This is a genomic window from Paraburkholderia flagellata, assembly GCF_021390645.1.
Lineage (GTDB): Bacteria > Pseudomonadota > Gammaproteobacteria > Burkholderiales > Burkholderiaceae > Paraburkholderia > Paraburkholderia flagellata.
The window spans coordinates 918,445-943,604 of the sequence record NZ_JAJEJT010000004.1 but is presented as its reverse complement, the minus strand read 5'-3'; the positions used below and the strand labels follow the sequence as shown (position 1 = coordinate 943,604).

The 25,160-nt window shown below is 65.5% G+C and carries 21 protein-coding genes; 13 read left to right on the top strand and 8 right to left on the bottom strand.

All coding sequences use genetic code 11. The features are described 5' to 3' along the window. Positions 1-14 precede the first annotated feature (14 nt). Positions 15-1,331 carry an efflux RND transporter periplasmic adaptor subunit gene (locus L0U83_RS34850; RefSeq protein WP_233888687.1) on the bottom strand — a complete coding sequence of 439 codons (1,317 nt, stop codon included), beginning with the start codon at positions 1,329-1,331 and terminating at the stop codon, positions 15-17. 369 nt (positions 1,332-1,700) lie between these two features. Here L0U83_RS34850 and L0U83_RS34845 point away from each other — a divergent pair, with 369 nt between their 5' ends. Continuing rightward, on the top strand, positions 1,701-1,910 hold the full coding sequence (locus tag L0U83_RS34845; protein ID WP_233888686.1) for a hypothetical protein: 210 nt from the start codon (positions 1,701-1,703) through the stop codon (positions 1,908-1,910). Between the two features lie 25 nt (positions 1,911-1,935). Here L0U83_RS34845 and L0U83_RS34840 read toward each other — a convergent pair whose 3' ends face one another. Then, positions 1,936-2,751 (bottom strand): AraC family transcriptional regulator, encoded by an 816-nt coding sequence (locus L0U83_RS34840; RefSeq protein ID WP_233888685.1) that lies wholly within the window; start codon positions 2,749-2,751, stop codon positions 1,936-1,938. Positions 2,752-2,962: 211 nt separating this feature from the next. On the opposite strand from L0U83_RS34840, the gene L0U83_RS34835 reads away from it, so the two are divergent. The 3 genes from L0U83_RS34835 (at position 2,963) to L0U83_RS34825 (ending at position 7,224) form a co-directional block, all read left to right on the top strand. Continuing rightward, positions 2,963-4,186: an AAA family ATPase gene (locus L0U83_RS34835; RefSeq protein WP_233889178.1), complete on the top strand. Its 1,224-nt coding sequence runs from the start codon at positions 2,963-2,965 to the stop codon at positions 4,184-4,186. 14 nt (positions 4,187-4,200) lie between these two features. Continuing rightward, positions 4,201-5,979, top strand: coding sequence for a cobaltochelatase CobT-related protein (locus tag L0U83_RS34830; RefSeq protein WP_233888684.1), 1,779 nt, complete (start codon positions 4,201-4,203; stop codon positions 5,977-5,979). 141 nt (positions 5,980-6,120) lie between these two features. Beyond that, positions 6,121-7,224 (top strand): DnaJ domain-containing protein, encoded by a 1,104-nt coding sequence (locus L0U83_RS34825; protein WP_233888683.1) that lies wholly within the window; start codon positions 6,121-6,123, stop codon positions 7,222-7,224. Positions 7,225-7,244: 20 nt separating this feature from the next. On the opposite strand, the gene L0U83_RS34820 is transcribed toward L0U83_RS34825, so the two are convergent. Next, on the bottom strand, positions 7,245-7,586 hold the full coding sequence (locus tag L0U83_RS34820; RefSeq protein ID WP_233888682.1) for a DHCW motif cupin fold protein: 342 nt from the start codon (positions 7,584-7,586) through the stop codon (positions 7,245-7,247). A gap of 45 nt (positions 7,587-7,631) precedes the next feature. Then, positions 7,632-8,054, bottom strand: a complete 423-nt coding sequence (locus L0U83_RS34815; protein WP_233888681.1) for a MarR family transcriptional regulator — start codon at positions 8,052-8,054, stop codon at positions 7,632-7,634. Between the two features lie 231 nt (positions 8,055-8,285). Here L0U83_RS34815 and badH point away from each other — a divergent pair, with 231 nt between their 5' ends. From badH to aliA, 4 genes are read left to right on the top strand one after another with little or no spacing between them, the layout of a single operon-like run. Next, positions 8,286-9,053, top strand: a complete 768-nt coding sequence (gene badH, locus L0U83_RS34810; protein ID WP_233888680.1) for a 2-hydroxycyclohexanecarboxyl-CoA dehydrogenase — start codon at positions 8,286-8,288, stop codon at positions 9,051-9,053. Positions 9,054-9,103: 50 nt separating this feature from the next. Continuing rightward, a complete protein-coding gene (gene badI / locus L0U83_RS34805) occupies positions 9,104-9,886 on the top strand; it encodes a 2-ketocyclohexanecarboxyl-CoA hydrolase (RefSeq protein WP_233888679.1) in 783 nt (260 codons plus the stop codon). Positions 9,887-9,943: 57 nt separating this feature from the next. After that, the gene (gene aliB, locus L0U83_RS34800; RefSeq protein WP_233888678.1) at positions 9,944-11,095 is read left to right on the top strand and encodes a cyclohexanecarboxyl-CoA dehydrogenase; all 1,152 of its coding nucleotides are present in this window, start codon (positions 9,944-9,946) and stop codon (positions 11,093-11,095) included. Between the two features lie 46 nt (positions 11,096-11,141). Then, positions 11,142-12,809: a cyclohexanecarboxylate-CoA ligase gene (gene aliA, locus L0U83_RS34795; protein ID WP_233888677.1), complete on the top strand. Its 1,668-nt coding sequence runs from the start codon at positions 11,142-11,144 to the stop codon at positions 12,807-12,809. Between the two features lie 33 nt (positions 12,810-12,842). Here the strand turns inward: aliA and L0U83_RS34790 are convergent, their stop codons facing one another. Beyond that, positions 12,843-14,426, bottom strand: a complete 1,584-nt coding sequence (locus L0U83_RS34790) for an inorganic phosphate transporter (RefSeq protein WP_233888676.1) — start codon at positions 14,424-14,426, stop codon at positions 12,843-12,845. Between the two features lie 335 nt (positions 14,427-14,761). Between L0U83_RS34790 and L0U83_RS34785 the strand changes: the two genes are divergently transcribed. Beyond that, positions 14,762-16,372: an AMP-binding protein gene (locus L0U83_RS34785; protein WP_233888675.1), complete on the top strand. Its 1,611-nt coding sequence runs from the start codon at positions 14,762-14,764 to the stop codon at positions 16,370-16,372. A gap of 26 nt (positions 16,373-16,398) precedes the next feature. Here the strand turns inward: L0U83_RS34785 and L0U83_RS34780 are convergent, their stop codons facing one another. The 3 genes from L0U83_RS34780 to L0U83_RS34770 form a co-directional block, all read right to left on the bottom strand. Continuing rightward, entirely contained in the window at positions 16,399-17,778 is a 1,380-nt protein-coding gene (locus L0U83_RS34780) for a PucR family transcriptional regulator (protein WP_233888674.1), read from the bottom strand. A gap of 125 nt (positions 17,779-17,903) precedes the next feature. Then, positions 17,904-19,082, bottom strand: coding sequence for a porin (locus L0U83_RS34775; RefSeq protein ID WP_233888673.1), 1,179 nt, complete (start codon positions 19,080-19,082; stop codon positions 17,904-17,906). Between the two features lie 120 nt (positions 19,083-19,202). After that, positions 19,203-21,119 carry a bifunctional sugar phosphate isomerase/epimerase/4-hydroxyphenylpyruvate dioxygenase family protein gene (locus L0U83_RS34770; protein WP_233889176.1) on the bottom strand — a complete coding sequence of 639 codons (1,917 nt, stop codon included), beginning with the start codon at positions 21,117-21,119 and terminating at the stop codon, positions 19,203-19,205. Between the two features lie 306 nt (positions 21,120-21,425). On the opposite strand from L0U83_RS34770, the gene aroQ reads away from it, so the two are divergent. From aroQ to L0U83_RS34750, 4 genes are all read left to right on the top strand, one after another. Beyond that, positions 21,426-21,881: a type II 3-dehydroquinate dehydratase gene (gene aroQ / locus L0U83_RS34765; RefSeq protein ID WP_233888672.1), complete on the top strand. Its 456-nt coding sequence runs from the start codon at positions 21,426-21,428 to the stop codon at positions 21,879-21,881. Beyond that, on the top strand, positions 21,878-22,789 hold the full coding sequence (locus tag L0U83_RS34760; RefSeq protein WP_233888671.1) for a shikimate dehydrogenase: 912 nt from the start codon (positions 21,878-21,880) through the stop codon (positions 22,787-22,789). Before aroQ ends, L0U83_RS34760 begins: the two co-directional genes overlap by 4 nt. 94 nt (positions 22,790-22,883) lie before the next feature. Further along, the gene (locus tag L0U83_RS34755) at positions 22,884-24,176 is read left to right on the top strand and encodes an MFS transporter (protein WP_233889174.1); all 1,293 of its coding nucleotides are present in this window, start codon (positions 22,884-22,886) and stop codon (positions 24,174-24,176) included. 120 nt (positions 24,177-24,296) lie between these two features. Continuing rightward, on the top strand, positions 24,297-24,965 hold the full coding sequence (locus L0U83_RS34750; protein ID WP_233888670.1) for a TetR/AcrR family transcriptional regulator: 669 nt from the start codon (positions 24,297-24,299) through the stop codon (positions 24,963-24,965). The last annotated feature ends 195 nt before the right edge of the window (positions 24,966-25,160 follow it).

The window sequence follows — 25,160 nt, the reverse complement described above, 5'->3', positions numbered from 1 at the left end:
GCTGGGTCCGGGGCTCAACCGGCTTGCGAGGCCGCGGCGCCCGCGTCAGAGGCGTTCGGCGCCGTGGCGCCTGGGGCGCTCGACGCCCCGGGTGCGCTGCCGTGATGCGGGGCGCTCGCACCGCTCGCCGCACCGGCTTGCGTGGCGGGCCTCGGCCCCGCGGGCTGGATCTTCGCGCCGTCGTTGAGGCGGTCGAGGCCGTCGGTCACGACACGCTGCCCCTGCTGCAGGCCTGCGGAGATCACGGTATGGCGGCCGTCGCTCGGCCCGAGCGTGACCTTGTGGACCGACACGGTGTTATCGGCGTTGACGAGGTACACGTAGTCGCCGGGCGCGCCGGTCTGCACGGCTGGCGTGGGCACGAGCACGGCGTTCTGCAGCGTGTCGACGAGCAGCCTCACGTTGACGAACTCGTTGGGAAAGAGCGCCTCGTCGTCGTTGGGCACGCTCGCGCGCAGCGTAACCGTGCCGGTGGCCGTGGCCATCTGGTTGCTGAGCGCGAAGAGCGTGCCGGTGGCGATCTGGCGTGTGTTGTCGCTGCTGAAGACGGTGATCGGCAGCTTCGCGCCGGCGTTGACGCGCTCGAGCACACTGCCGAGCGAGGTTTGCGGAATCGCGAACTGGACGGTGGTGGGCTTCATCGTCGTGATGACCGCAATGCCCGTGGAGCTGGACGACGTCACGTAGTTGCCCGGATCGACGAGCCGCAGGCCGACGCGCCCTGACACCGGCGCGGTGATGCGGCAGTAGATGAGATCGAGTTCGAAGAGCCTGACGTTGGCCATATCGGCCTTCACGGCGGCCTCGTTCTGCATGACGAGGAACTTCTGGTCGGTGAAGGTCTGCTCGGCGATGGACCGCTGTTCGTGCAGCTGGGTAAAGCGCACGAGGTCGGCGCGCGACTGGGCGAGCAGGGCCTCGTCCTTCGCGAGTTGCGCCTGCGCCTGCTCCTTGCTGATCTCGTACTGGCGCGGGTCGATCTGCGCGAGGAACTGCCCCTTCACGACATCCTGGCCTTCCTTGTAGCCCACCTCGGTGAGGTAGCCGCTGATTTGCGGCAGAACCGTGACAGTGGCGACAGGCGTGACGGTGCCGAGCGCGTTGAGCGTCACGGGCATGGGCCCGAGCGTGGCGGCGGCCACGGTCACGACCTGCGGCGCCGCGCCATGCTCCGTCTTCTTGTTGCGCATGATGTGCACGATCACGAGCACGATCAGCAAGACCACGACAATGGCGAGAATGAGCGGGCCGAGCCGGCGGCGCTTCTGCGCCTGCGGGGGCGGTGCGGGCGGCGGCGGGGGGGCGGGTTGCGTCTGCGGGACGTCGCTCATGCCTGCCTCCATGAGGTCGGACCACCGCGCGAGGCGGTGCGGAGAAACCATGTCGGCGCGCTCGACGGCTTGTACGCCGCGAATGGCTGCCGGTGACTGTCGAGTTGCTGCATACGCATTCTCATGATTGTTATGCCGTCGAAGCCGGGCCTTGCCTTGCGGCAAAGGCCGAGACTCGCAGTCTAACCAACTCGTGCGCCAATTTCGAAACGTTAGTGATTTGTAAGCTTTTCGGCCGTTTACAACCTTTGCATCGGGTGATCCGCGCGCAGTGGCCGCGGTGTGCAATGCATCGCAGAAATGCTTGTTTGCGTGTGCGCCCGTGACTGTCTAGATTGGAAGGGGTCAACGCCTTGCAAGGAGTCCACCATGTCAAAGTTGTCGATGCCGGCGTGGTTTGCGCGGCGCGGCCGTGCGAACAGCCCGCCCGTGCCACAGGGCGACGCGCCCGAACAGCGCGACGCGTCGCGCGAAACCGAGCACCTCGAACGAATCGCCACCTATGCACGGGCCGGTTACTTCAATATGGGCTACACGCCCGACATGTTTCCGCTAGTGGGCGATCTGCCGCCGCATTGATCTGCGGCGTGAGTCGACGTGCGCGTCACTGTTCCGCGCTTTCCTGTGCGAAGCCAGCTACGCCGCCCAGTGTGCCGGCGGGACGGAACTCGCTGGGCGGCACGCCCAGTTCGCGGCGGAACATGTCGCTGAAGCTGCTAGGCAGATAGCCCAGCATGCGCGCTACGGCGCTCACAGGCTCGCCTTCCGCGAGGCGCGACACGGCGAGTGCGAGTTGCACCTGGCGGCGCCATTCTGCAAACCCCATGCCAAGCTCGCGCGTGAAGAGCCGCGAGAGCGTGCGCACGCTCGCGCCGACCCATGCCGCGTGCTGTTCGAAGCCGATATCGGCCGACGGATTGTCGATCACCGCGCGACACAGCGTGGCGAGGCGGCGGTCGGATGCATCGGGCAGCGGAATGCGCAACGTGGAGCGCGGCGCGTGGGCGAGTTCGATCGACGCGAGGCGATAGGCTGCGTCGAGCCACGCGTCATCGTCTTTGCGCGCGCGTTCTGCGAGGCTCGTGATGAGTTCGCGCAGCAGGCCGTTGACCTCGAACACTTCGCACCGCTCGCTCAGGTGCCGGCTGTCGCGCTCGTGCAGATAGAGATTGCGCATCTCGACAGCGCTCAGCATATGAATGGCGTGCTGCGTGCCGGGCGGCAGCCACACGGCGCGCTGCGGCGGCACGACGAGCGCCTCGCGTTCCACCTCGACCCACATCACGCCGGAGACGGCGTAGAGCACCTGCGCCCAGGTATGCGTGTGCGGCTCGATCTGGAGGCCGCGCGGGTAGTGGCGCGCGAGCGAACGGCCGCGCCCGGGCTCGTCGTCGAGTTCGGGGGGCGCGGCTTGGGGCATGGGGGTCTCCGGGTGACAGGCGAGGCGTGCGTGCCTCGTATGGCGATCGTCACGCTAGCATGGCTGGACGTGTGCTGGAAGCACGGCCGTGGTGCGGGCGTGATCCTTAATCCTCGTTGTCACGTTTTTGCGCACTGCCGCATTGCGACCAGGCGCCGGTAATATGAGACGATTGACCGCACCGCGCGCCAGCGCTCTGTCTCTCCCGCCCATGAACGCAACCGATCCCGCACTGCAGGACGAAGACCCCCTCGGCATCTACACTCGCGGCGGCGGCCGGGCGCGCGAATGGTGGCGCGTCTCGCCATCCGGGCGCGCGCATATGTACCGCATCGAGCACGGCGAGGGCGAAGACGACAGAGTCGACATCGACACCGAAATCGATCTCGACAATCTCGAAGCGAAGCTGCTCAAGTGGCGTCGAGAGGGCTTCGTTTCCGAGGCGCAGCGCGCCAATGAAGCGCGAGCCGCACAAGCGGGCAGCACGTTTTCAGCCGCGTTGCAGCAAGCCGTCGAAGCGGCGCGCGAGGCCAAAGCGGTTCGAGCCAGGCCGCAATCCAATACGCCCACCGTACGGATCGGCAGCGTCGATCTGCCGTGCGGTGAGCCGAACGCACTCGTGCCGCGCGTGAACGCGGCATATCTATTCACCGGGCGCGGCGACGATATCGTTCAGGACATCGTAGAAAATCGCCGCGTTATGCTGATCGGCCATACGGGCTCGGGCAAGACGAGTTTCATCGAGCAGGTGGCCGCGCGTGCGAACTATGGCGTGCTGCGCGCGAACATGAACGGACAGACCACGATTGGCGACTTCGTGGGTTTCTGGACCGTGAAAGGCGGCGAAACGATCTGGGTGGACGGCGTGCTGCCCGTGGCGATGCGCGAGGGCTACTGGCTCGTCATCGACGAACTCGACTTCGCCGAGCCGTCCATTCTTGCCGTGCTCACCGCCGTGCTGGAGCCGAACGGACGCTTGCTGCTCAAGGAGCGCGGCAACGAAATCGTCGAGCCGCATCCGTCGTTCCGCCTCTTCGCCACCGCGAACGCCGCGGGCGCGATGAGCGCGTACCGCCATCTGTACCAGGGAGCGAATCTGCTCAACGAGGCGTTTCTCGATCGCTGGCGCGTGTACATGTTTGACTATCTCTCACTTGAAGAGGAAGCCGAAGTATTGCTGCGCACGCTGCCCGTGCTCACGCGGCCGCTCGCGCAGACACTCGCTGCTATCGCCGCCGACTGCCGCGCGGCGTTCGCCCGCGAGGACCTCGCGAGCGCGTTTTCCACGCGGCGCCTGATCGACTGGGCCGAACTCATGCTGCGCACGGGCGATGTCGAGCGCGCAGCGGGGCCGGCGATTTACGCGAAGGTCAGCGCGGACGATGCGGCGCTCATCCGCAGCATCATCCGTCATCACGTGATCTTCGACGCGTGAGTGCGGAGGCGCCTGTGTCCAGCTTGCAGGTTGCGACAGAAGGTTTGACGGCGAGCGTCGATCCCGAGGGCGCGCTCGGGCGCCTCGCGCGCGCGCTGACCGGCGACATGCGTGTGAGCGTGACGTTCGGCGCAGGCGAGCCGCGCGTGGAGGGCGAACGCTTCGTGCTGCCCGCGCGCCTCGCAGGCGAAGGCGCGAATGAAGCCACTTTGCTCGGTGCGCTCGACTTGCTCGCTGCGCGCCATCGCTACAGCGAAACGGCGCGTCTCGACACGCCGCAAGCCGGCGTGACAGGGCACATTGCACAGGCGATCGAGGACCGCCGGGTGCTCGCGCAGCTCGCGCGGACGTTCCCAGGCGCGCGACGCTATGCGCAAAGCTGGCGCGCACAGCGCGGTGAGGACATCGCGCGACGCTGGCCGAAACTGGCGTGGCGCGAGCGCCTTGCATGGGCGATCGAGCGCACGCTCTGTGACGAAGCGCCCGGCGTGCTGGAGCGCGATGCAGCGGCGCTTGCCGCCGCGCTGCGCGCGATCGACGGTCCGCTTGGCGCGGCGCGCGCGAGCCTGTCGACGCGCGCCAGCCTGCGTGCGGCAGCAGAGATCGTGGCGGCCGTGCGCTCGCTCGCATCGCGCGGCGCGAACAACATGATGCAGACGGCGGGCCCTGCCGTAGGCCTCGATGACGAAGCGACCCGGTTCGCCGAGGCACTGGGCGAATTCGGCGCGCAAGACGAGGTCGAACCGCCGGGCGGCGCCGCGCAGCCAGAAGACTCCCGCGAGCGCGACGGCGACGCTTCGGCGTGCGCGAGCACGAAGTCCGATTCCGCCGCCGGCACATCGCTTTCCGAAGCGGATGCACCTCACGCCGCCGTCGACCATCGCAGCCCCGCGCCAATGCAGCCACGATTGTCGATCCCGCTGACCACGGCATTCGACGTCGTCACAGACCTCACGGGCCGCGGCGACGCCACCGCCTGGCGCAAGCTGCGCGCATTGGCGCGTGCGGAAACCGGCGCGCTGAAGGCCCAGCTCGAGCGCGTGCTCAAGGCCGAAGAACTCACGCACTGGAAGCGCGAGCAGGAGCGCGGCGAGATCGATCGCGCCGCGCTCGCGCGGCTCGCCGCCTCGCGCGGCTACCGCACGCCGTTTCGCGTGGCGCGTCATGCGAGTGGCCGCGACACGGTGGTCACGCTGCTGCTCGACCTGAGCGGCTCGATGGCGGGCCGCAAGATCGAACTGGCGCGCCTGTGTGCAGCAGCGCTTGCCGATGCACTGACACAGCTTGCCTTCGATTCGGAAGTGCTCGGCTACAGCTCGATCGAGGCACCGGAAATGCGCGCGCTCTATGAGCGCGAGCGCGCGGCCAGCGCCGATTTGCGGGCCTATAACCGCTTCGTCGAGCGGCTGGATCTGCGCGTGTTCAAGCGCTTCGACTCACGCGACCTGAGCGGGCTCGCGGCCATCGAGTGCGGCCACGAGAACCCCGACGGCGAAGCGCTTGCCTGGGCGGCGGCGCGGCTCGCGCAGCGCAAGGCGCGCCGGCGGCTGCTCTTCGTGCTCTCGGACGGCTACCCATCGACGAGCGACGGCGACCCGACCGTGTTGCGCACCGACTTGCTCGCGCGCGTGCAGGCGGTGACGGAGCAGAGCATCGAGTTGGTCGGCATCGGCATTCTGGACGACGCGGTCGAGGCGTTCTATCCGAACGCGGTGGTCGTGCGCAAGCTGCACGAACTGCCGGCCACCGCGTTCGCGACGTTGAGCCGCCTGCTTGCGGCCCGGGCGCACTGAAACTGTGCGGGCGCGGGCAGCGGCGCTTTCCTTGCCGGACTGGGCGCATTGCGCTAACGTGAGCAGGCAGACGTTGCGCCGCCTGCCAACCCATCCACTGACGAATACATACAGGTCATGCCAGGCCGCGATTACCGACCCGTGGATTACGACCGCCTCTACTATCGGCTCGATCTGGAGCCGGGGGCGAGCGAGGCGGACATCAAGCATCACTATCGCCATCTCGCGCAGATCCTGCATCCCGACAAATGGCGGCACCCGACTGCCGCCTCGATGCGCTGGGCCGACGACCAGTTCAAGCGCGTGAAGGAGGCGCGTGAGTTGCTCGAAGCGTACTGGTCCGTGCATCATGCGCCGCCGGTGAGCCGCTCCGCGCTGAGCGTCGCGCAGGCCGAGGAGTTGCACGCACAGATGCAGTCGCTGCTGGCTCAGCGCGAACGCGTGCGCGCTGAGCTGGACGGGCTGCGCGCCGAGCGCACGCGCGCCCTCGACGAGATCCAGCGCATGCGGACCGAACGCGACTCGCTGCACGGCGAACTCACGGGGTTGCGCGACGAAGCGGATGCCGCGCAGCGAGGCGAGCCGCAGGACTCAGCCGAGCCGCAAGCCGCTGACGCGCACGCGCGTTCAGGCGTGCGCGACTTCGTGTTTGAGAAATTCGACGACCCTTCGCGGGGCTGGCTGCTGACGCTCTCGGCGAGCGTGTTCGCATGCATTGTGATTTACGTTATCGCGCACTGGATCGCGGGCTTGCTGCTCGCGCCCATTGCGCGCTTCGAGATTGGCCGCTGGCTCACCCATATTTTGCGGTGGGCGCTGGTCGCAGGCGGCGTGGTGCTCACGTTCGGCTGGGGCTGGTCGCAGCGCACGCTGTACCGCGCCGGGCGTGCCGGGCGCGAGCACGCCGTGGCCTTGCCCGGCGATGAAACGCGCCGGCGCGTGAGCGCCGCGTTGCGTCACGAAGCGCACTACGGTGCCGAGTGGAGCATCGAATCGTACGAGGCTGCGCCCGACGATACGCAATTCGCGCTGCGTGCGGTTATGCGTTTCTCGCCTGGCGCGCAAGCCGGCACGCGACGCCAGGTGGTGGCGTTCCGGTGCCGGGCGCATACGACTGGCGCCGCGCAGACTGCGCTCGCGTATGACTTCTCCGTGGCGGCTCCCACGTGGTGGCTCGTGCCCGCCGCACGTGTGGTGCGCGACCTGCGCAAACGGCTCGACGCCGATCTTGGCGCGACGCGCTGAAGCGTCGGCGCCGTCCGCTTTCAATCGACGACGAAAAGCTTTGCGCCTGTGCGCGTGTACGACTGGTGCGCCTCGGCGTTGTCCCCCACCTGATAGCTCATGCCGGCCGTGAGGACGAACTTGCGCCCGTCGTCGAGCGTCGTTTCGAGTTCGCCTTCGAGGCAGAACAGAATGTGCCCTTTCTTGCACCAGTGATCCGCGAGGTAGCCGGGCGAGTATTCGACCATGCGCACGCGGATCGGGTTGGCTTCGTCGCCGAAAAATCGCGTGCGCCAGGTGGCCATGCCCGTTTCCCCTTTATGTTGCGTGGGCTCGACGCTGGACCAGTCGGTGGTGCCGAAGCGAAATGCGTCCATTTTCATGCGGTTTTCTCCTTGTGCGTTTCGTCCGATTGTAGCGGTGCACGCTCACGCATCGTCGTCCGCCACGCGCTCTCGTTCGTCCACGCGCTTCATGTTGTCGAGCAGCTTCAGCAGATAGTGCAGCGTATGCGTCATGTCGTCGGACGAAAAATTGTCTAGTACTGCTTCGTAGTACGCCTCAATTTTCGGCGTGGCCTGCGCAGCCCATAGCTTGCGGCCCGGCTCGGTCATGCAGACGAGACGCGAGCGGCGATCGCGCGCATCCGCCTGGCCCGTCACGTGGCCGTCGCGTTCCATCCGGCTGATGAGGCCCGAGAGATTCTGGCGGCTCACCATCAGATATCGCGCGAGGTCGCCCACGCTCATGCCCGGCAGAGCTTCCGGGCGCGAGAGCGCGCCGAGCACCGCCCATTGCTGCGTGGTCAGTCCCTCGGCTTCCACTGCGCGTGTGCCGGTTTTATGCAACATGTTTGCGCATTGATAGAGACGGAAGAACAGCCGGTTGGCAAGATCGAAGCGGCTTGAATCTCGATTTTTTGATGATTTTGGCAAGGGTTTCTCCTAGTGCTTCTGCGCTTGTCTTCGATCTGGGTGTTACCTAGTATACGTCAACATATTGACGTAAATCGATGCGAGGCTCAAAGGGGAGTCTGCTGTCGAAGGCGTTTAGGGTACTGCTCAACCGAATGGAGGATCGCAGTGCGAAAACTCGAAGGCAAGACGGTCGTGGTGACGGGCGGCGGAGGTGGCATCGGCGGAGCGACCTGCCGGCGCTTCGCAGCCGAGGGCGCGCGTGTGGCGGTGCTGGATCTGTCGCTCGAAGCGGCGCTGAAGGTGGTCGAGGATATTCACGAGAACGGCGGCCAGGCGCTGGCGCTGCGTTGCGACATCACGAACCGTGCAGACGTGGACGCGGCGCTTCAACAAACGCAAGCGCAACTCGGCCCCGTGGAAGTGCTCGTGAACAACGCGGGCTGGGATGTCTTCCGTCCGTTTACGAAGACCGAACCCGTGCAGTGGGAAAAGCTCATCGCCATCAATCTCACGGGCGCGCTGCACATGCATCACGCGGTGCTGCCCGGCATGGTCGAGCGCAAGCGCGGACGCATCATCAATATCGCCTCGGACGCCGCGCGTGTGGGTTCGTCGGGCGAAGCGGTCTATGCGGCGTGCAAGGGCGGCCTCGTAGCGTTTTCGAAGACGATCGCGCGTGAGCATGCGCGCCATGGCATCACCGTGAACGTGGTGTGCCCGGGCCCGACCGACACCGCGCTCTTCGCCGAATACAAGGAAGGCGCGGGCAACCCTGACAAGCTGCTCGAAGCGTTCCAGCGCTCCATTCCGCTCGGCCGTATCGGCCAGCCCGACGATTTGCCAGGCGCGATCGTGTTCTTCGCGAGCGACGACGCGAACTACATCACGGGACAAGTGCTGAGCGTATCGGGCGGTCTGACCATGGCGGGCTAATGCCGGCGAATGCTCGCCCTATCGACTACGAAGCATCAAAGGCATCGATCATGAACTACGAAGACATTCTTTACGAAGTGCGCAACGGCGCGGCATGGATCACCATCAACCGGCCCGACAAGATGAACGCGTTTCGCGGCCGCACCTGCGACGAACTGATCCACGCGATCAACAAGGCGGGCTACGACCGCGAGATTGGCGCGATCGTCCTTGCGGGTGCGGGCGACAAGGCGTTCTGCACGGGCGGCGACCAGTCCGCGCACGCGGGACAGTACGACGGACGCGGCACGATAGGCCTGCCGATGGAGGAACTGCACACCGCGATTCGCGACGTGCCCAAGCCCGTGATCGCCCGCGTGCAGGGCTATGCGGTGGGCGGCGGCAACGTGCTGTGCACGATCTGCGATTTCACTATTGCTTCGGAAAAGGCGGTGTTCGCGCAGGCGGGCCCGAAGGTCGGCTCGGTCGATCCGGGATACGGCACAGCGTTCCTCGCGCGCGTGGTGGGCGAAAAAAAGGCGCGGGAAATCTGGTATCTGTGCCGCCGCTATCCCGCCGCCGAAGCGCTGGCCATGGGTCTCGTGAACGCGGTCGTGCCGCACGATCAGCTCGACGCGGAAGTGCAGAAATGGTGCGACGAGATCATGGAAAAGAGCCCCACAGCCATTGCGATCGCGAAACGCTCATTCAATATGGACACCGCGCATCAAGCTGGCATTGCGGGCATGGGCATGTACGCGCTCAAGCTCTACTACGACACGGAAGAATCGCGCGAGGGCGTGCGTGCGTTTCAGGAAAAGCGCAAGCCCGAGTTCCGCAAGTACGCCAAATAAAGGCGTCTCCATGACGATAAGGATGGCGAATCAACATAGCTGCTTCAGGGAGGCACCATGAATCCGTATATCGACGAAGACCTCGCCGCGCTCGGCGAACATGCGCGGCGCTTCGCGCAGGGACGTGTGGCGCCCGGCTTCATCGAGCGCGACGCCACGCGTGTGCTCGATCGCGCGCTCATGCGCGAAATGGGCGAGATGGGCTTCATCGCACCGGAATTGCCTGAGCAGTATGGTGGCCAGGGCTTGGGCTGCCTCGCGGCGGGCGTGATCCACGAGGAGATTGCGCGCGCCGACCTGAGCCTCTCGTACATCAACCTGCTTGCCTCGCTCAACGGGCAGATTCTCGCGAAGCACGCTGCGCCCGGAATCGCGCGCCCGTGGCTCGAGCGGCTCACGCAGGGCCGCGCGCTGCTCGCCATTGCGCTCACGGAGCCGCGCGGCGGCTCGGACGCCGCAAATCTGCGCCTGAAAATGGAGCGTGTGGGCGACCATTACGTCCTGAACGGCGAGAAAACCTCAATTTCGGCCGCCGATCAGGCCGACGCCGCAGTCGTGTTCGCGCGCACCGGCACCGTGGAAGACGGCGCGCGCGGCGTGTCGGCCATTCTCGTGCCGATGGATCTGCCGGGCGTCACGCGCAATCGCTTCGACTGCCACGGGCAGCGCGCGATTGGACGCGGTTCGATCTTCTTCGAGAACGTGCGCGTGCCGGTGGATCACCTGCTGGGCGACGAGGGCAAGGGCTTTGTTCAGGTCATGCAGGGCTTCGACTTTTCGCGCGCGCTCATTGGCCTGCAGGTGCTCGCCGTGGCGAACGTGAGTCTCGAGGAAACCTGGGAGTACGTTGCACAGCGCGAAGCCTTCGGCAAGCCGCTTTCTGCGTTCCAGGGCGTTTCGCATCCGCTTGCCGAATACGCGACCCAGGTGGAGGCTGCACGCCTGTTGTGCCTGCAAACGCTGTGGCTCAAGGACCGCGGTTTGCCCCATACCGCCGAGGCCGCCATGTGCAAGTGGTGGGGGCCCAAACTCGCCTACGACGTGGTGCATCAATGCCTGCTTTCGTTCGGGCACGGAGGCTACAACCGCGGGCCGCTCGAACAGCGCCTGCGCGACGTGCTGGGCTTCCAGATCGGCGACGGCACGGCCCAGATCATGAAGACCATCATCGCGCGCTCGAATGCGGGCCGCGACGCGGTGCCGGCATGATGCAAGCCGTCTGCGACGTTCCCTTCAACGCCACGGGAGGCAGCACATGGAGTTCGACGCGGTACTGATCGAGTCGCGCCGCGCGCGGGAGGGGGCACGGCGCTGGTGGCCAGGGCGCACCATCAACGACGAACTGGACGCCTGTGTGGCCGAATGTCCGGACAAAATCGCGCTCACTGCCGTACGAATCGAAGAGGGGGAGAGCACGCGCTTCACCTACGCGCAGATGGCGCGTATGGCGGATCGTATTGCCGTGGGTCTGGTGCGGCTAGGCGTCACGAAGGGCGACGTGGTCTCGATACAACTGCCCAATTGCTGGCAGTTCACGCTGCTCTATCTCGCGTGCTCGCGCATCGGCGCGGTGCTCAATCCGCTGATGCCGATCTTTCGCGAGCGCGAACTGTCGTTCATGCTCAACCATAGTGCGAGTCGGGTGATCATCGTGCCGCAGCGCTATCGAGGCTTCGATTACGCGGGCATGCTGCGCGCGCTGCAACCTGAATTACCCGCCTTGCAGCACGTGGTGGTTGTGGGCGCAACGGATCAAGGAAAGCCAGCGCAGCACAGCTTCGAGGCGCTCCTGAGCGGCCCATGCTGGGAAGACTCGAGCGACGCCGAAGCCATCCTCACGCGCGATCGCCCTGGCCCCGACGACGTGACGCAACTGCTTTACACCTCAGGCACGACGGGCGAGCCCAAGGGCGTGATGCACACAGCGAACACGCTGTTTTCGAACATCCTTCCTTACGCGCAGGCCATGCGTCTCAGTCGCGACGACGTCGTGCTGATGGCTTCGCCGATGGCGCATCAAACCGGTTTCATGTATGGCCTCATGATGCCGATCGCCTTGCGGGCGAGCGCTGTCCTGCAGGACGTATGGCGGCCAGAGGCAGCGCTCGCGCTGATCGCGCAGGAGCGCGCGACGTTCACGATGGCTTCCACGGCGTTCCTCGGTGATCTTGCCAACGCGGCCATCACGGCGGGAACACGCTTGCCGACGCTGCGTACGTTTTTGTGTGCGGGCGCGCCAATTCCCGGCGCACTGGTCGAACGCGCACGCATGGCGCTGGGGGCGAAGATCGTCTCCGCGTGGGGCATGACGGAACTGGGTGCGGTGACGCTCACCCGACTGGATGACGATGACGAGCGCGCCTTTACGACCGATGGTGTGCCGCTGCCGGGCGTGGAAGTGAAGGTGGTGGACGAGAACGACCGCGCGCTGCCGCCGAACGTAGCGGGTCGGCTCTTCGTGCGCGCATGCTCGGGTTTCGGCGGCTATCTCAAGCGCGCCCACCTCAACGCTACGGACGCCCAAGGCTGGTTCGACACCGGCGACCTCGCGATCGTCGATGAGCGCGGCTATATCCGCATCAGCGGCCGCAGCAAGGACGTAATCATTCGCGGTGGCGAGAACATTCCCGTGGTCGAAATCGAGTCGCTGCTCTACCGTCATCCCGCGGTGGCTCAAGTGGCGGTCGTCGCGTATGCGGACGATCGACTGGGCGAGCGCGCCTGCGCCGTGGTGGTGGCCAAGCCCGGCGTGGCTGTCGATCTGCCCTCACTCGTCGGATTCCTCAAGTCACACAAGGTTGCCGCGCAGTATTTGCCCGAACGGCTATGGCTGCTCGACGCCATGCCGACCACGCCCGCAGGCAAGGTGCAGAAGTTCCGTTTGCGCGACATGCTGCGTGAAGCAGATGAAAAGGCATCCTAACCATGGAGTCGAGACGGACGAACCGCCGCGCGCTCAGAACGCCTGCCGGAACACCCAGTAGAGCGCGGCAGAAAGCGCGATCGAAGCAGGCAACGTGAGCACCCACGCAAGCACGAGATTGCGTACGGTCCCCCACTGCAGGCCTGAGCCGTTCGCGGCCATCGTGCCGGCCACGCCCGAGGCGAGCACGTGCGTGGTCGACACCGGCAATCCGTAGACATCGGCCATGCCGATGGTGATCATGGCCACTGTCTCTGCCGAGGCGCCCTGACCGTAGGTGAGATGCTGCTTGCCGATCTTTTCGCCCACTGTCACCACAATGCGCTTCCAGCCCACCATCGTGCCGAGACCGAGCGCCAGGGCCACAGCGACCTTCACCCACGTTGGAATAAACTTGGTCGAGTGGTCCATCTGTTGGCGGAAGGTGTCGAGCACCGTGGCGTCCGCGGGTGATATCGGCGGCGTCTTCGCCTTCTGCATCAGCCGGATCGCTTCGCTCGCGACATACATGTTGTTGCGCACGTTGTCGACGATCGCGTCGGGCACCGTTGCCATCGACCCAGAAAGGGCCACCTGGTCGCCGATGGTGTCGGTGAGTTGGCGCAGCGCAGGCAGCGTTGCGGGCGTGAGCTTGCGAGTGCGCACGAAGGTCTCGACTTCGGCGCGGGCATTTTCGGGCGGCGCGCCGTTCGCGTATCGGGCGAGCGTTGTGGACGCCTCGCGCGCCACGACCACGAATGCCGCGGTTTGCTCGGGCGTGACGGCCTTGTTGAGCGCATAGGCGGTAGGCACGACGCCGATCAGAATCAGCATGATGAGGCCCATGCCTTTCTGGCCGTCGTTCGAGCCGTGGGCGAACGAAACGCCGGTGCAGGTGAGGATGAGCAGCGTGCGGATCCAGAGCGGCGGCGCCTGGTTGGGCTTGGGCTCGGCATAGAGCGCGGGCACGCGCACGAGCAGCTTGAGCACGAGGAGCAGCAGCGCGGCCATGACGAAGCCGACCACGGGCGAGAACAGCAGCGCCTTGCCTACGCCCAGCGCCTGGTCCCAGTCCACGCCGCTCGTGCCGGACGGCCCGCTGATGAACTGGTTCATGATGCCCACGCCGATGATCGAGCCGACGAGCGTATGCGAACTGGATGACGGCAGCCCGAAATACCACGTGCCGAGATTCCAGACAATGGCGGCGATCAGAAGTGCGAACACCATGGCGAAGCCCGCACCGCTGCCCACCTGAAGGATAAGTTCCACCGGCAGCAGTTGCAGGATGCCGAACGCGACCGCGCCGCTCGAAACGAGCACGCCGATGAAATTCCACGCGCCCGACCAGGCCACAGCGAGATGCGGGTCGAGTGAGTTCGTGTAGATGACGGTGGCGACGGCGTTGGCAGTGTCGTGAAAGCCGTTCACGAACTCGAAGCCGAGTGCGATGATTAGCGCGAGCCCGAGCAGGATGAAGGGCAGCGCCGAACTCTCGCGCACGGCGCGCAGATCAACGACGAGATGATCGATGACGTAAACCGCCCCGGCCGCGATGACGGCGAGAAATAGGGCGATGCCAATGCCGCGGCGGCGTGCGCTCGGCGCGCGGTAGGGGGACAAGGGTATGTCCGGCATGAACGCGATGGTCTGATCAATCCGCTTTGGGAAGCGCCTCGGCGCAGCGTATGCGGGTTAGCAAACGTGCGTGGCGTGATGCCGCGCCGGCACGCCAGAGCGGCGATTCGGACGACGATGCAGTGTCGCACAATTGACAAGAATCAGACACGGACGTGACGCCGCACTCGCTGGAGCGCCGTGCGCTCTTGTGGCTGCCTTTGTGAACGATTTTGTGACTTTTCACAATCACGTTATCCGCTTTCCCAGTTCTCCAGGCGCAGGCAAGTCCGTAGCATGGGCATGAAACGCGGCACCTCGCATACAAGCCGCGAACCGAATTCATGGAGACGCACGTGTCGAAAGCCCCCTGGCTCGCCAGCTATGGCGAAATTCCCGCTACCATCAATCCCGATCTGTATGCGTCGCTCGCGCATATGTTCGACGAAGCGATGCGCGAACACGCGCACCGGCCGGCATTGCGCGCGGGCAACGCCGTGCTCAGCTACGCCGACGTCGATCGTCTCTCGCGCAATTTCGCGGCGTATTTGCAGCACGCGGGCGTGAAGAAGGGCGACCGCGTCGCCGTGATGCTGCCGAATCTGCTCGCGTTTCCCATTGCGCTGATCGGCATCGTGCGGGCAGGGGCGGTGCAGGTGAATGTGAATCCCCTCTATACGCCGCGTGAGCTTCAGCATCAACTGGTGGATTCCGGCGCGCAAACGCTCGTGGTGTTCGAGGGCGCGCTGCCGACTTTCGATGCGATCAAGGCGAATACGGCCGTGCAGACCGTGTTGAGCGTCGCCGCAAGCGATTGCGCAAGCGCGAGCGGCGAGTGCGACGCGCAGCCCGGCTCGTTCGCCGCGGCGCTCGAGCAAGGCGCAACGTTGCCGTTTGAAGCCCCCACGTTGTGCGGCGACGATGCGCTCTTCCTGCAATACACGGGTGGCACGACCGGGCTTTCCAAGGGCGCGCTGCTCACGCATCGCAACCTCATTGCCAACGTCGAGCAATTCAAGACCTTCATGCCGGGCTTCATGAACCCAGGCGAGGAAGTCGTCGTCACCGCGCTGCCGCTCTATCACATCTTCGCGCTGACGGTAAATCTCATCGTCTACTTCTCGATTGGCGCTGAGAACTGGCTCGTCGCGAACGCGCGCGATCTCGGCGGCCTGATCGACGTGTTCAAGGCCGCACGGCCCACGAGCTTTATGGGCGTGAATACGCTCTATGCGGGGCTCGTTGCGCATCCGCGCGTCGGCGAGGTCGATTTTTCGCGTCTGCGGCTCGCGGGTGGTGGCGGCGCGGCAGTCATTCCCACGGTGTCCGAGCGCTGGCAGGCGATTACCGGAGGGTTCATCCGCGAAGGCTATGGGCTTTCGGAGACGAGCCCGGTGGTGTCGTTCAATCCGGGTAGCGTCGAACGTTTCACGGGCACGACGGGGCTGCCGGTGCCTTCCACCGACGTGAAGCTGATCAACGACGGCGTCGAGGCAGCGCCGGGCGAGCCGGGCGAAATCTGCGTGAAAGGCCCCCAGGTGATGCAGGGCTACTGGAACCAGCCCGAGGCCACGCGCGCCGCATTTACGGACGATGGCTACTTTCGCACCGGCGACGTGGGCGTATTCGACGCGCGCGGCTTCCTGCGGATCGTCGATCGATCGAAGGACATGATCCTCGTTTCGGGCTTCAACGTGTATCCGAACGAAATCGAGGCGGTCGTGACCGCGCTGCCGGGCGTGGCCGAATGCGCATGCGTGGGCGTGGCCGACGAACGAAGCGGTGAGGCCGTGCGTGTGTTCGTGGTGCTCACGCGTGACGCGGTGCTGAGCGAGGAAGCGGTGATCGCGCATTGCCGCGCGCAACTCGCGGCGTACAAGGTGCCGCGCGTGGTGAGCTTCGTGGACGCGCTGCCGAAGTCGACCGTAGGCAAGATTTTGCGGCGCGAACTGCGCGACGCGGGGTAAAACGCGAAAGGAGCGCGCCGCGTCATTCAGTGTGCCGCGCGCTTCGCCTTCTTCACCGCCGGTCGGCCCTTCTTTTCCTTCTTTTTCGCATCGCGCTCCGAACCTTGCGTCGCCGAGCGCAGTTTGAGCGCGATATCCAGCCTTGCGATCCATTGGGCGTCGTCGAGCTTTGCGCCCAGCAGCGTTTCAATGCGCTCGAGCCGGTAATCGAGCGTATTCGGATGCACACCTAAAGTTTCGGCCGTCTGGCGCCGGCGCTGCCCGCTGGCGAACCACGCTTCGAGCGTGGTGAGCAAGTCCGCTTCCGCCGCCAGTTGCTCGGCGAGCGAGACGAGATAGCGCAGGACGTTGGCGCTGCTGCGCACACTTTCCTCGATGGCGATCGACGAAAAGCGGTGCACGCGCACGAGTTTGCCAGGTTCGTTGCCAAATTCGTCGCCAGTATCACTGTGATTGTCTTCGCCGCCGTCCGCGCGCCTGCCGCGAGGCGCGAAGTCCACGGCCTTGAGCGATTCTTCCACCGAGGCCGCCCAGCCGCGCGCCCCTTCGTTCATGAGACCGATGCCGATGCTGCGCACTCGCGGCTCGGCGCGCGCGAGCGCGGCCGCATGCTCGGCCGCGCGCTGATCGTTGCGCGTCATCGAATCGCCGCGCACGCACGGCAGCCAGAACACGAGCCGCTCGCGGTGCCATACGCGCACGAGCGCGTCGGGCTTCACTTCGAAGTGACGCGCGGCGCTGAGCGCGAAACGATCGAGTGCATCCTCGCGCACCGAAGGCGCGTGGTCACGCAAGTCCAGATCGACGGCGAGCGCGATACGCGGCAGCGTTGCGTCGAGGCCGAGCGCCTCGACGGTCTCGCGAAAGCGCGCGGTGTCGTCGGGGGCATGGAACACGAGGTCGTAGAGTTGCTGCAGCAGCGAGCCGCGCCAGCGCGCTTGCTGGTGCTGCTCGTCGAGATAAGCCTCGGCGATGTGCTCGGCCATCGCATCGAAGTAGTCGAGCAGATAAGGCGAAATATCGAACAGCAGTTCGTGCGCGAGCGCGGGGTCGGCTTCGGCAAGTTCCGTGCAGGTGCGCCACAGTTCGCGCGCGCCGAGACGAAACGCGCGCAGCAGCGAGCGCAGCGGCACGTTCTGGTGCACGCGGCGGCGCGCGAACGCCGCCGTCTGGTCCATGACTTCGGAGGTGGGCTGCGTACCGTCGAGCAGGCACTGGAACCACAGGTCCGCGGAAAACGCGATCGACGAGAAGATGTCCTTGCGCGCCGCCGCCGAGAGCGCGCTATAGCCTTCGAGCGAGAGCAGCGTGTCGTAAGTCCGCTGAACAGCCTTGAGCTGGGTTTTGGCGAGCGTGCGCAGCTTGCTGCGAAGGCGTGGGCTGATGGCGGGAACGAGGGGCGGCACGGTGAGTTCGCGAATTTCGCGTGGATTCGTTTAGGCGATATCCGCGAGTGTACTCAGCGCCGTGCCCCTGCGTCGAGGGACTTCAGGCGGAACCGGTGGCCGTCTGGACGGCCACCGGCGGCCCATCAGAACAACAGCGCGATGCCCGCCATGCCGACGAACTGCGAACGCGTGGACGAGGGCGTGGAATTCTGCGAGTCGCCCACGGCCGGGCTCGCGTTGACGATGTTGCCCGCGCCGTTCGCACCGAGCGTCTGGCCGCCCGCGTGCTGGTAGGCCTGCAGGGCGTAGAGCGTGGTGCGCTTCGAGAGGTGGTACGACTCCTTGAGCGAGTACTGCTGGTAGCGCGCCGCGCTCGTGATGCCATTGGCCTGCGAAGCCAGCGTGTAGGCGAAGCCGCCGCCTACATCGAAGGCCGGCGTGAAGCGATAGACCGCGAGCGCCGCCCAGGTGTTGAAGATGGCCGTGTCGTGGAAGATCGACTTGCCGCCCGCGATGTACTGGACGTTCGAATACGACGCGCCGAGGATCAGGTTGCCGATCGTGTAGTTGCCGGCAGCCGCGATGTGCTGGACCGCGCTCGCCGAGACATAGCCCGTGTTCAGCGAGGACTTGCCGAAGCTGCCGGTGGACGAGCTGTCGAATCCGCTCGTCAGCTGCGCGTTGTCCATGCGCAGGATGGCCGCGGCGAGGCTCACCGGACCAGCGGAATAACGCAGCGCGGCACTCCACGTCTGACCCTTGCCGGTGCTGCCCGCAATGCCGCCGAGTGCGTACATGGCGCTTGCCTGCACGCCGTAAAAGATCGGCGAAGTGTAGGTTGCCGAATTGTTGATGCGCACGGTCGTGTCGAGGCCGTCGATGTCGCCTGGGTGCGCGCCGGTCGCGCCGGTGAGCCACGAGCTACCTGTGAGCGGGCCGACGAACAGGTAATACGGCGTGTACTGGCGGCCAGCCGTGAACGTGCCCAGGTTCTGGTTCTGCAGGCCCACGTAGGCCTGGCGATTGAAGATCAGTCCGCTCGACGAAAGCGCGCCGCTGTTGAGGTCGAAGCCGTTTTGCAGATCGAAGATCGCGAACGTGCCGCCGCCGAGATCCTCCTTGCCCTGCAAGCCGAACTTCGACGCATACAGATTGCCCTGGCGCAGATAGACGTTCGAGTGACCGTTCTGGTTGTTGACGTAGGTGATGGCGTCGTCGACGGCGCCGTAGAGCGTGACGCTGCTTTGCGCGAACGCGGGGCTGGCCACAAGGGCTGCGCCAGTCGCGATAAGCGTACCAAGACCAAGGCCTGCTTTCTTCATCGTTGTGTCTCCGTTGAAATTTGGACTGCTTATTTTTTTGTCTTTGCTACGCCGCATGATTTTCAGGTCGATGCGGCGTGCGTACTGCTGCGGGAAGTGACTAAGTTGACTGCGCTTGCATCAATCTTGCGGTTTGCTCTCCCCCTGGGCGGCGAGCGCGCGCTGGCGCGCCTGCGCCGCGAGGCGCACCGCTGCGTTGGGCGCGCCGTAGCCGTCGTAGCCGCCGCGCCGCTCCACGATCTCCAGGAAGAAACGCTGGTCGAGGGTTTCCGTGTAGGCGTGCAGGAACTCGCCGCCGCGTTCGTCGCGGTCGTAGAGCAGGTTGTGATCGCGCAGCGCGTCGAGAAACTCGGGCGCGAGTGCGTGGCGTGCGTCGAGATCGTCGTAGTAGTTCGCGGGAACGCGCAGGAGCGGCACGCCAGCCGCCTCGAACTCGGTCACCGCGCGGAAGATGTCGCCGGTGTTGAACGCCACATGGTTCAGGCCCGTGCCGTGATAGGCGCGGACGGTTTCCGCCGCGGCCGTATGCTGGTCCACCGAGGCATTGAGCACGACGCGCAGCCCGCGGTCGCGGCTCATCAGCGCGCGACTGCGCACGAGACCGTACGGATCGGGCAGCAGCACGGCGGGCGTGGCTTCGAGCCCGAACGCCGATTTCAGGAACAACACCCACGAGTCGAACGAGCCGGCGGGAAGCGAAAGGCTCACGTGATCGATGCCCGAGATCGGTCCCACCTCGACGGGACCATCGATATCCGTGAGCGCGAAATCGGCTTCGAAGAGCGTGGGCTGGCCCGGCTCCTCGTTAACGAAATAGTTAAGACTGCCGTCGGGCCCCTGGACGGCGGGCACCACGCGCTCGTTCGGACCCACGCGGCCCGAGAACGGCTGGTAGCCGAAGCCCGCGGCGCGTTCGAGCGCAAGGCGCGCATCGTCCACGCGGAACGCCGAGGCGCAGAGCGAGAGCCCATGGCGCTGGAAAAACGCGTCGGCGAACGAGTCCGGCTCGGCGTTCAGCACGATGGCGGCCGAGCCGTGCTGATAGAGCGTCACATCCTTCGAACGATGCTGGCCCGCGCGGCGGAAATGCAGCTTTTCGAGCCAGTTCGCCACGTGCGCGCGCGCCGTGTCGTCCACGGCGAATTCGAGGAACTGCCACTGCGCGTTCGCGGGCGCGGCGCTCGGATGGTAGAGCGCGCTCGCTTCGACATGCTCCGCTTGCAGGGTCTCGCGCGTGAGTGATTCGAGCAGCAGCAGCGAGCGATGACCGTCGGCGGCCGTTGCGGCGGGCGGCGCGCCGCGAAAGCCGTCGTTGAAGATTTCGAGCGAGAGCGGGCCCGTGTAGCCGCTTTTCACGACCTGCGCCGTGAAATCCGCGAGCGCGAAGTCGCCCTGGCCCGGGAAGCAACGATAGTGCCGGCTCCATTCGAGGACGTCCATCTGCATTCTGGGCGCGTCGGCGATCTGCACGAAGCCGATGCGTTCGCCCGGAATCGCGGCGATACCGTCGGGTACGTCGTCGAGTGAGAGCGTGTGGAAGCTGTCCAGCGCGAGCGTGAGGTTCGTGTGATTTACCGTGTTGACGAGCCGCCACGCGTGACCATAGGTGCGCACGTGGCGCCCCCACGCGAGCGCTTCATAACAGATCGTCACGCCCGCAACGCCTGCTGCCTGCGCGAGCGCGCCGAGCTGCTCGGCGGCGAGGCCATCGTCGCAGATCGTTTCGGGCGAGACATTGCTGCACACCAGCAAACGGTCCGTGCCCAGCTGATGCATCACGTCGAACTTGCGCTTCACCCGTTCGATGTTGCGCGCGAGGCGTTCAGGCGCGACGCCTTCGAAATCGCGGAACGGCTGGTACAGCACGATATCGAGGCCGAGATCGCCAGCCATGCGCCGCACGTCGGCGGGAGAGCCTTCGAAATAGAGCAGATCGTTCTCGAAGATCTCGACGGCATCGAAGCCCGCGGCACGGATGGCGGCGAGCTTTTCGGCGAGCGTGCCACTGATCGACACCGTGGCGATCGAGCGGCGCAGCGCGCGAGAGGGGGCGTGGAGCGGCTTGGACATGGGCATGGCGAGCGGGCTGACTGCGACTTCGGTGTTGAACAAGGGTCCGGCGCGGCGACGTGGGGCGGGCGTTTAACTAATTAGCGCACCACAGACACACTTGCCGCTGGAGTGTTCGAAGGATACGCCAAACTAACTAGTTAGTACAAATTCTGGCAAACCCCAGGTGACCGCTGGACCGCTTCGCGGCACACTTGCGACCATGCGGTGAAGCATGCGTCGGTTTCTCAGTATGCGCCGTACCGGTCGTCAAGCTGTTCTGGAGTGTGTGTAATGGGAATGCCTTCGGTGCTGGTCCTGAACGGGCCGAACCTGAATCTGCTGGGAACGCGGGAGCCTGCGATCTACGGCGCTGAAACGTTAGATGACGTTGCCAACCTGTGCCGCGAGGCGGCGGGGCGTCTTGGGCTCGAGATCGATTTTCGCCAGTCGAACGCCGAGCATCAGTTGATCGACTGGCTTCATGAAGCGCGTACGCGCGTGGACGGCATCGTCATCAACCCGGCCGCCTATACGCATACGTCGGTGGCGATCGCCGATGCGCTTGCCGCCATCGCGAAGCCCGTGATTGAGGTCCATATTTCGAACGTGCACAAGCGCGAGGCGTTCCGGCACCATTCCTTCGTTTCGTCTATTGCGGAAGGCATCATCGTCGGCTGCGGCACGCAAGGGTATGTGCTCGCGCTAGAGCGCATGGCCACGCTGCTCGCTAAAAAGGAGGCGAAATGAGCGCCCAGAACCACGCCGGAACGAACGCGCTGGGCGCGCGCGCAACCGCTCAATCGTTTCTCTGCGGACTGATCGGCTCGGGCATCGGCGGTTCACTCACGCCCGCGATGCAGGAGCAGGAAGGCCGCGAACTCGGCTTCAACTATGTGTACCGTCGCATCGACCTCGAAGCGCTGAAGCTCACGCCCGCCGCGCTGCCTGAGCTGTTGCTCGCTGCCGAGCGCATGGGTTTCGACGGCCTGAACATCACGTATCCGTGCAAGCAGGCTGTGATCGAACTGCTCGACGAACTCTCCGACGACGCCCGCGCGCTCGGCGCCGTGAACACGGTGTTGTTCCGCGACGGCAAGCGCATCGGCCACAACACCGACTGGTCGGGTTTCGCGCGCGCGTTCCAGCGCGGCCTGCCCGACGTCTCGCTCGAAGCGGTGGTGCAACTGGGCGCGGGAGGCGCGGGCGCCGCGGTCGCACACGCGGCGCTGCAGATGGGCGCCCAGGCGCTCACGCTGTTCGACGTGGATGCATCGCGCGCCGAATCGCTCGCCAGCGAGTTGCAGGCGCGCTTCCCGGCGGCGCGTGTGAGCGCGGGCGGCGACTTGCGCGAAGTGCTCCAGCACGCCACGGGCCTCATCCACGCCACGCCCACCGGCATGGCGAAGCTGCCCGGCATGCCGTTGCCCGCGGAATATCTGCACGAGCGGCTGTGGGTGGCTGACATCGTCTATTTCCCGATCCGCACGGCGCTGCTCGAAGCGGCTGAGGCGCGCGGCTGCCGCACGCTCAGCGGCGGCGGCATGGCGGTGTACCAGGCAGTGGATGCGTTCCGGCTGTTCACGGGTGTCGAGCCCGACGCGGAACGCATGTATGCGCATCTGCAATCCATGCTCGCCGCCAACGCCGGCGAATAACAAACGACATTTGGAGAGAGACATGGCACCACCCGTATCCACGGGGCGCGGCGACGCGCCGGCCCTTTCCGCCGCGACGCCCGCCGAGGGCGCGATGCGCCGCTCGAAGGCGCGCTATCGCATCCTGGGCCTGCTGGCCGTCGGCACGATGATCAATTACCTCGATCGCACCGTGCTCGGCATTGCAGCGCCGCAGCTGACCAAGGAACTGGGCATCAACGCGGCGCTCATGGGGCTCGTGTTCTCGGCGTTCTCCTGGAGCTACGTTGTCGCGCAGATTCCGGGCGGCGTGTTTCTCGACCGCTTCGGCAGCAAGTTCACCTACTGGCTTTCGATGACGCTCTGGTCGATGTGCACGCTCGCGCAGGGCTTCATCAGCGGCGTGGGCGCGTTGTTCGCGTGCCGCCTGGGCCTTGGCGCGGCGGAGTCGCCGTGCTTCCCGACCAACAGCCGCGTGGTCGCCACGTGGTTCCCGCAAAGCGAGCGCGCGTTCGCCACGGGCACCTATACGGTGGGCGAGTACATCGGCCTCGCGTTCTTTAGCCCCTTCCTCTTCGCGCTGATGGGCGCTTACGGTTGGCGCTCGCTGTTCTACGTGGTGGGCGGCGTGGGGATCGCGTTCGGTGCTGTGTGGTGGTTCTTTTATCGCGAGCCGCATGAACATCCCGCGGCCAACCGCGCCGAGCTCGATTACATCGAGGCGGGCGGTGGTCTGGCTCGCCACGAGCGCAAGGCCGGCGCACAAGCCGCGGCCGAGAAAAAACAGGGCTTCGACTGGCGCATGGCCGGTCAACTGGTGCGCCGCCGTCAGCTCGCGGGCATCTGCCTCGGACAGTTCGCGGGCAACTCCACGCTCGTGTTCTTCCTCACGTGGTTCCCGACCTATCTCGCCACCGAGCGCCATATGGGCTGGCTCAAGATCGGCTTCTTCGCGATCATGCCGTTCATTGCCGCGTCGATTGGCGTGATGTTCGGCGGCACGTTCTCGGACTGGATGCTGCGTCGCGGCATCTCGGCCAACGTGGCGCGCAAGTTCCCGATCATCGCCGGTCTGCTGCTCGCCTCAACCATCATTCTCGCGAACTTCGTGGAGAGCAACGTGGCCGTGATCGCGATCCTCTCGGTGGCGTTCTTCGCGCAAGGGATGGCCGCGCTTGGCTGGACGCTCGTTTCGGATATCGCGCCGGCTGGCATGCTTGGGCTCACGGGCGGGATCTTCAACCTTGCAGCCAATCTCGCGGGCATCATCACGCCACTGGTCGTGGGGCTGATCGTCAGCGTAACGGGCTCGTTTGTTTGGGCGCTCGTGTTCATCGGGGTGATCGCGCTGATCGGCGCGGCCTCGTATATCTTCATCGTGGGCGATATCAAGCGTATCGAGCTGTAAGGCTAGCGGGCCGCATCTGGGTGGCTTTGAGCTTGATTGCGGGGCGCGGCGCCTTCTAAAGGGCCGTGCCCCGCGTGCTAGAATCGCCCGCATTCCTTCCCTGCTGCGGGCCACAAAAACATGGCAAGACCGGCGGCTTCGGCCGAACGCAACGATGCTCAATCCGAAAGCCGGCGCAAGTACGATCCCGAGCAGACCAAACGCAATATCCTCGAAGTCGCGACCGCCGAATTCTCGGCAATGGGCCTCGCGGGCGCGCGCGTAGACGCGATCGCCGAGCGCACCAACACCACCAAGCGCATGCTGTACTACTACTTCGGCAGCAAGGAAGGGTTGTACGAAGCGGTGCTCGACAAGGTCTACGGCGACATCCGCGCGCTCGAACTGGACCTGCACATCGACGAGCTGGACCCCACGGAGGGCCTGCGGCGTCTCGTCGAATTCACCTTCGACTATCACGACCGCCATCGCGACTTCGTGCGCCTCGTGACCATCGAGAACATTCACGGCGCCAAGTACATCGAGCGTCTGAAAACCTTCCGCAGCCGCAATGCCAGCGCGATCCGCACGATCGAGGACCTGCTCGCGCGCGGCGTGGCGAGCGGCGCGTTCCGCGACGACATCGATCCTATCGACTTGCACCTGCTCATCAGCTCGATGTGCTTTCACCGTGTAGGCAACCGCCACACGTTCGGCGCGGCGTTCGGGCGCGACCCGTCGCATCCGCGCCTGCGCGCGCGCCATCGCGAGATGGTCGTCGATGCCACGTTGCGCTTCGTGAAGAAGTAAGGCGGGCCCTTAAGACGCAGCCGCCCAGGCCGCTTCGCGCGCGCCTGGTCGATGCGCGACGCATGGGTCAAGGCGCGCCCGCATCACCGTAGAGCGCTGGGAATGCTGCCGAAACGCCCCGGCGAACCCTCCAAATTCATCTCCAGAATCCCGCCGAGCCCCGTTCTACGCCGCTGTCAGCTAGTCTTGCTTGTC

Excerpts from the sequence above, each read along its gene's own strand:
- L0U83_RS34850 (WP_233888687.1), bottom strand. The coding sequence starts at position 1,331 with ATGAGCGACGTCCCGCAGACGCAACCCGCCCCCCCGCCGCCGCCCGCA.
- L0U83_RS34845 (WP_233888686.1), top strand. The coding sequence starts at position 1,701 with ATGTCAAAGTTGTCGATGCCGGCGTGGTTTGCGCGGCGCGGCCGTGCG.
- L0U83_RS34840 (WP_233888685.1), bottom strand. The coding sequence starts at position 2,751 with ATGCCCCAAGCCGCGCCCCCCGAACTCGACGACGAGCCCGGGCGCGGC.
- L0U83_RS34835 (WP_233889178.1), top strand. The coding sequence starts at position 2,963 with ATGAACGCAACCGATCCCGCACTGCAGGACGAAGACCCCCTCGGCATC.
- L0U83_RS34820 (WP_233888682.1), bottom strand. The coding sequence starts at position 7,586 with ATGAAAATGGACGCATTTCGCTTCGGCACCACCGACTGGTCCAGCGTC.
- L0U83_RS34815 (WP_233888681.1), bottom strand. The coding sequence starts at position 8,054 with ATGTTGCATAAAACCGGCACACGCGCAGTGGAAGCCGAGGGACTGACC.
- badI (WP_233888679.1), top strand. The coding sequence starts at position 9,104 with ATGAACTACGAAGACATTCTTTACGAAGTGCGCAACGGCGCGGCATGG.
- aliB (WP_233888678.1), top strand. The coding sequence starts at position 9,944 with ATGAATCCGTATATCGACGAAGACCTCGCCGCGCTCGGCGAACATGCG.
- aliA (WP_233888677.1), top strand. The coding sequence starts at position 11,142 with ATGGAGTTCGACGCGGTACTGATCGAGTCGCGCCGCGCGCGGGAGGGG.
- L0U83_RS34790 (WP_233888676.1), bottom strand. The coding sequence starts at position 14,426 with ATGCCGGACATACCCTTGTCCCCCTACCGCGCGCCGAGCGCACGCCGC.
- L0U83_RS34775 (WP_233888673.1), bottom strand. The coding sequence starts at position 19,082 with ATGAAGAAAGCAGGCCTTGGTCTTGGTACGCTTATCGCGACTGGCGCA.
- aroQ (WP_233888672.1), top strand. The coding sequence starts at position 21,426 with ATGGGAATGCCTTCGGTGCTGGTCCTGAACGGGCCGAACCTGAATCTG.
- L0U83_RS34760 (WP_233888671.1), top strand. The coding sequence starts at position 21,878 with ATGAGCGCCCAGAACCACGCCGGAACGAACGCGCTGGGCGCGCGCGCA.
- L0U83_RS34755 (WP_233889174.1), top strand. The coding sequence starts at position 22,884 with ATGCGCCGCTCGAAGGCGCGCTATCGCATCCTGGGCCTGCTGGCCGTC.
- L0U83_RS34750 (WP_233888670.1), top strand. The coding sequence starts at position 24,297 with ATGGCAAGACCGGCGGCTTCGGCCGAACGCAACGATGCTCAATCCGAA.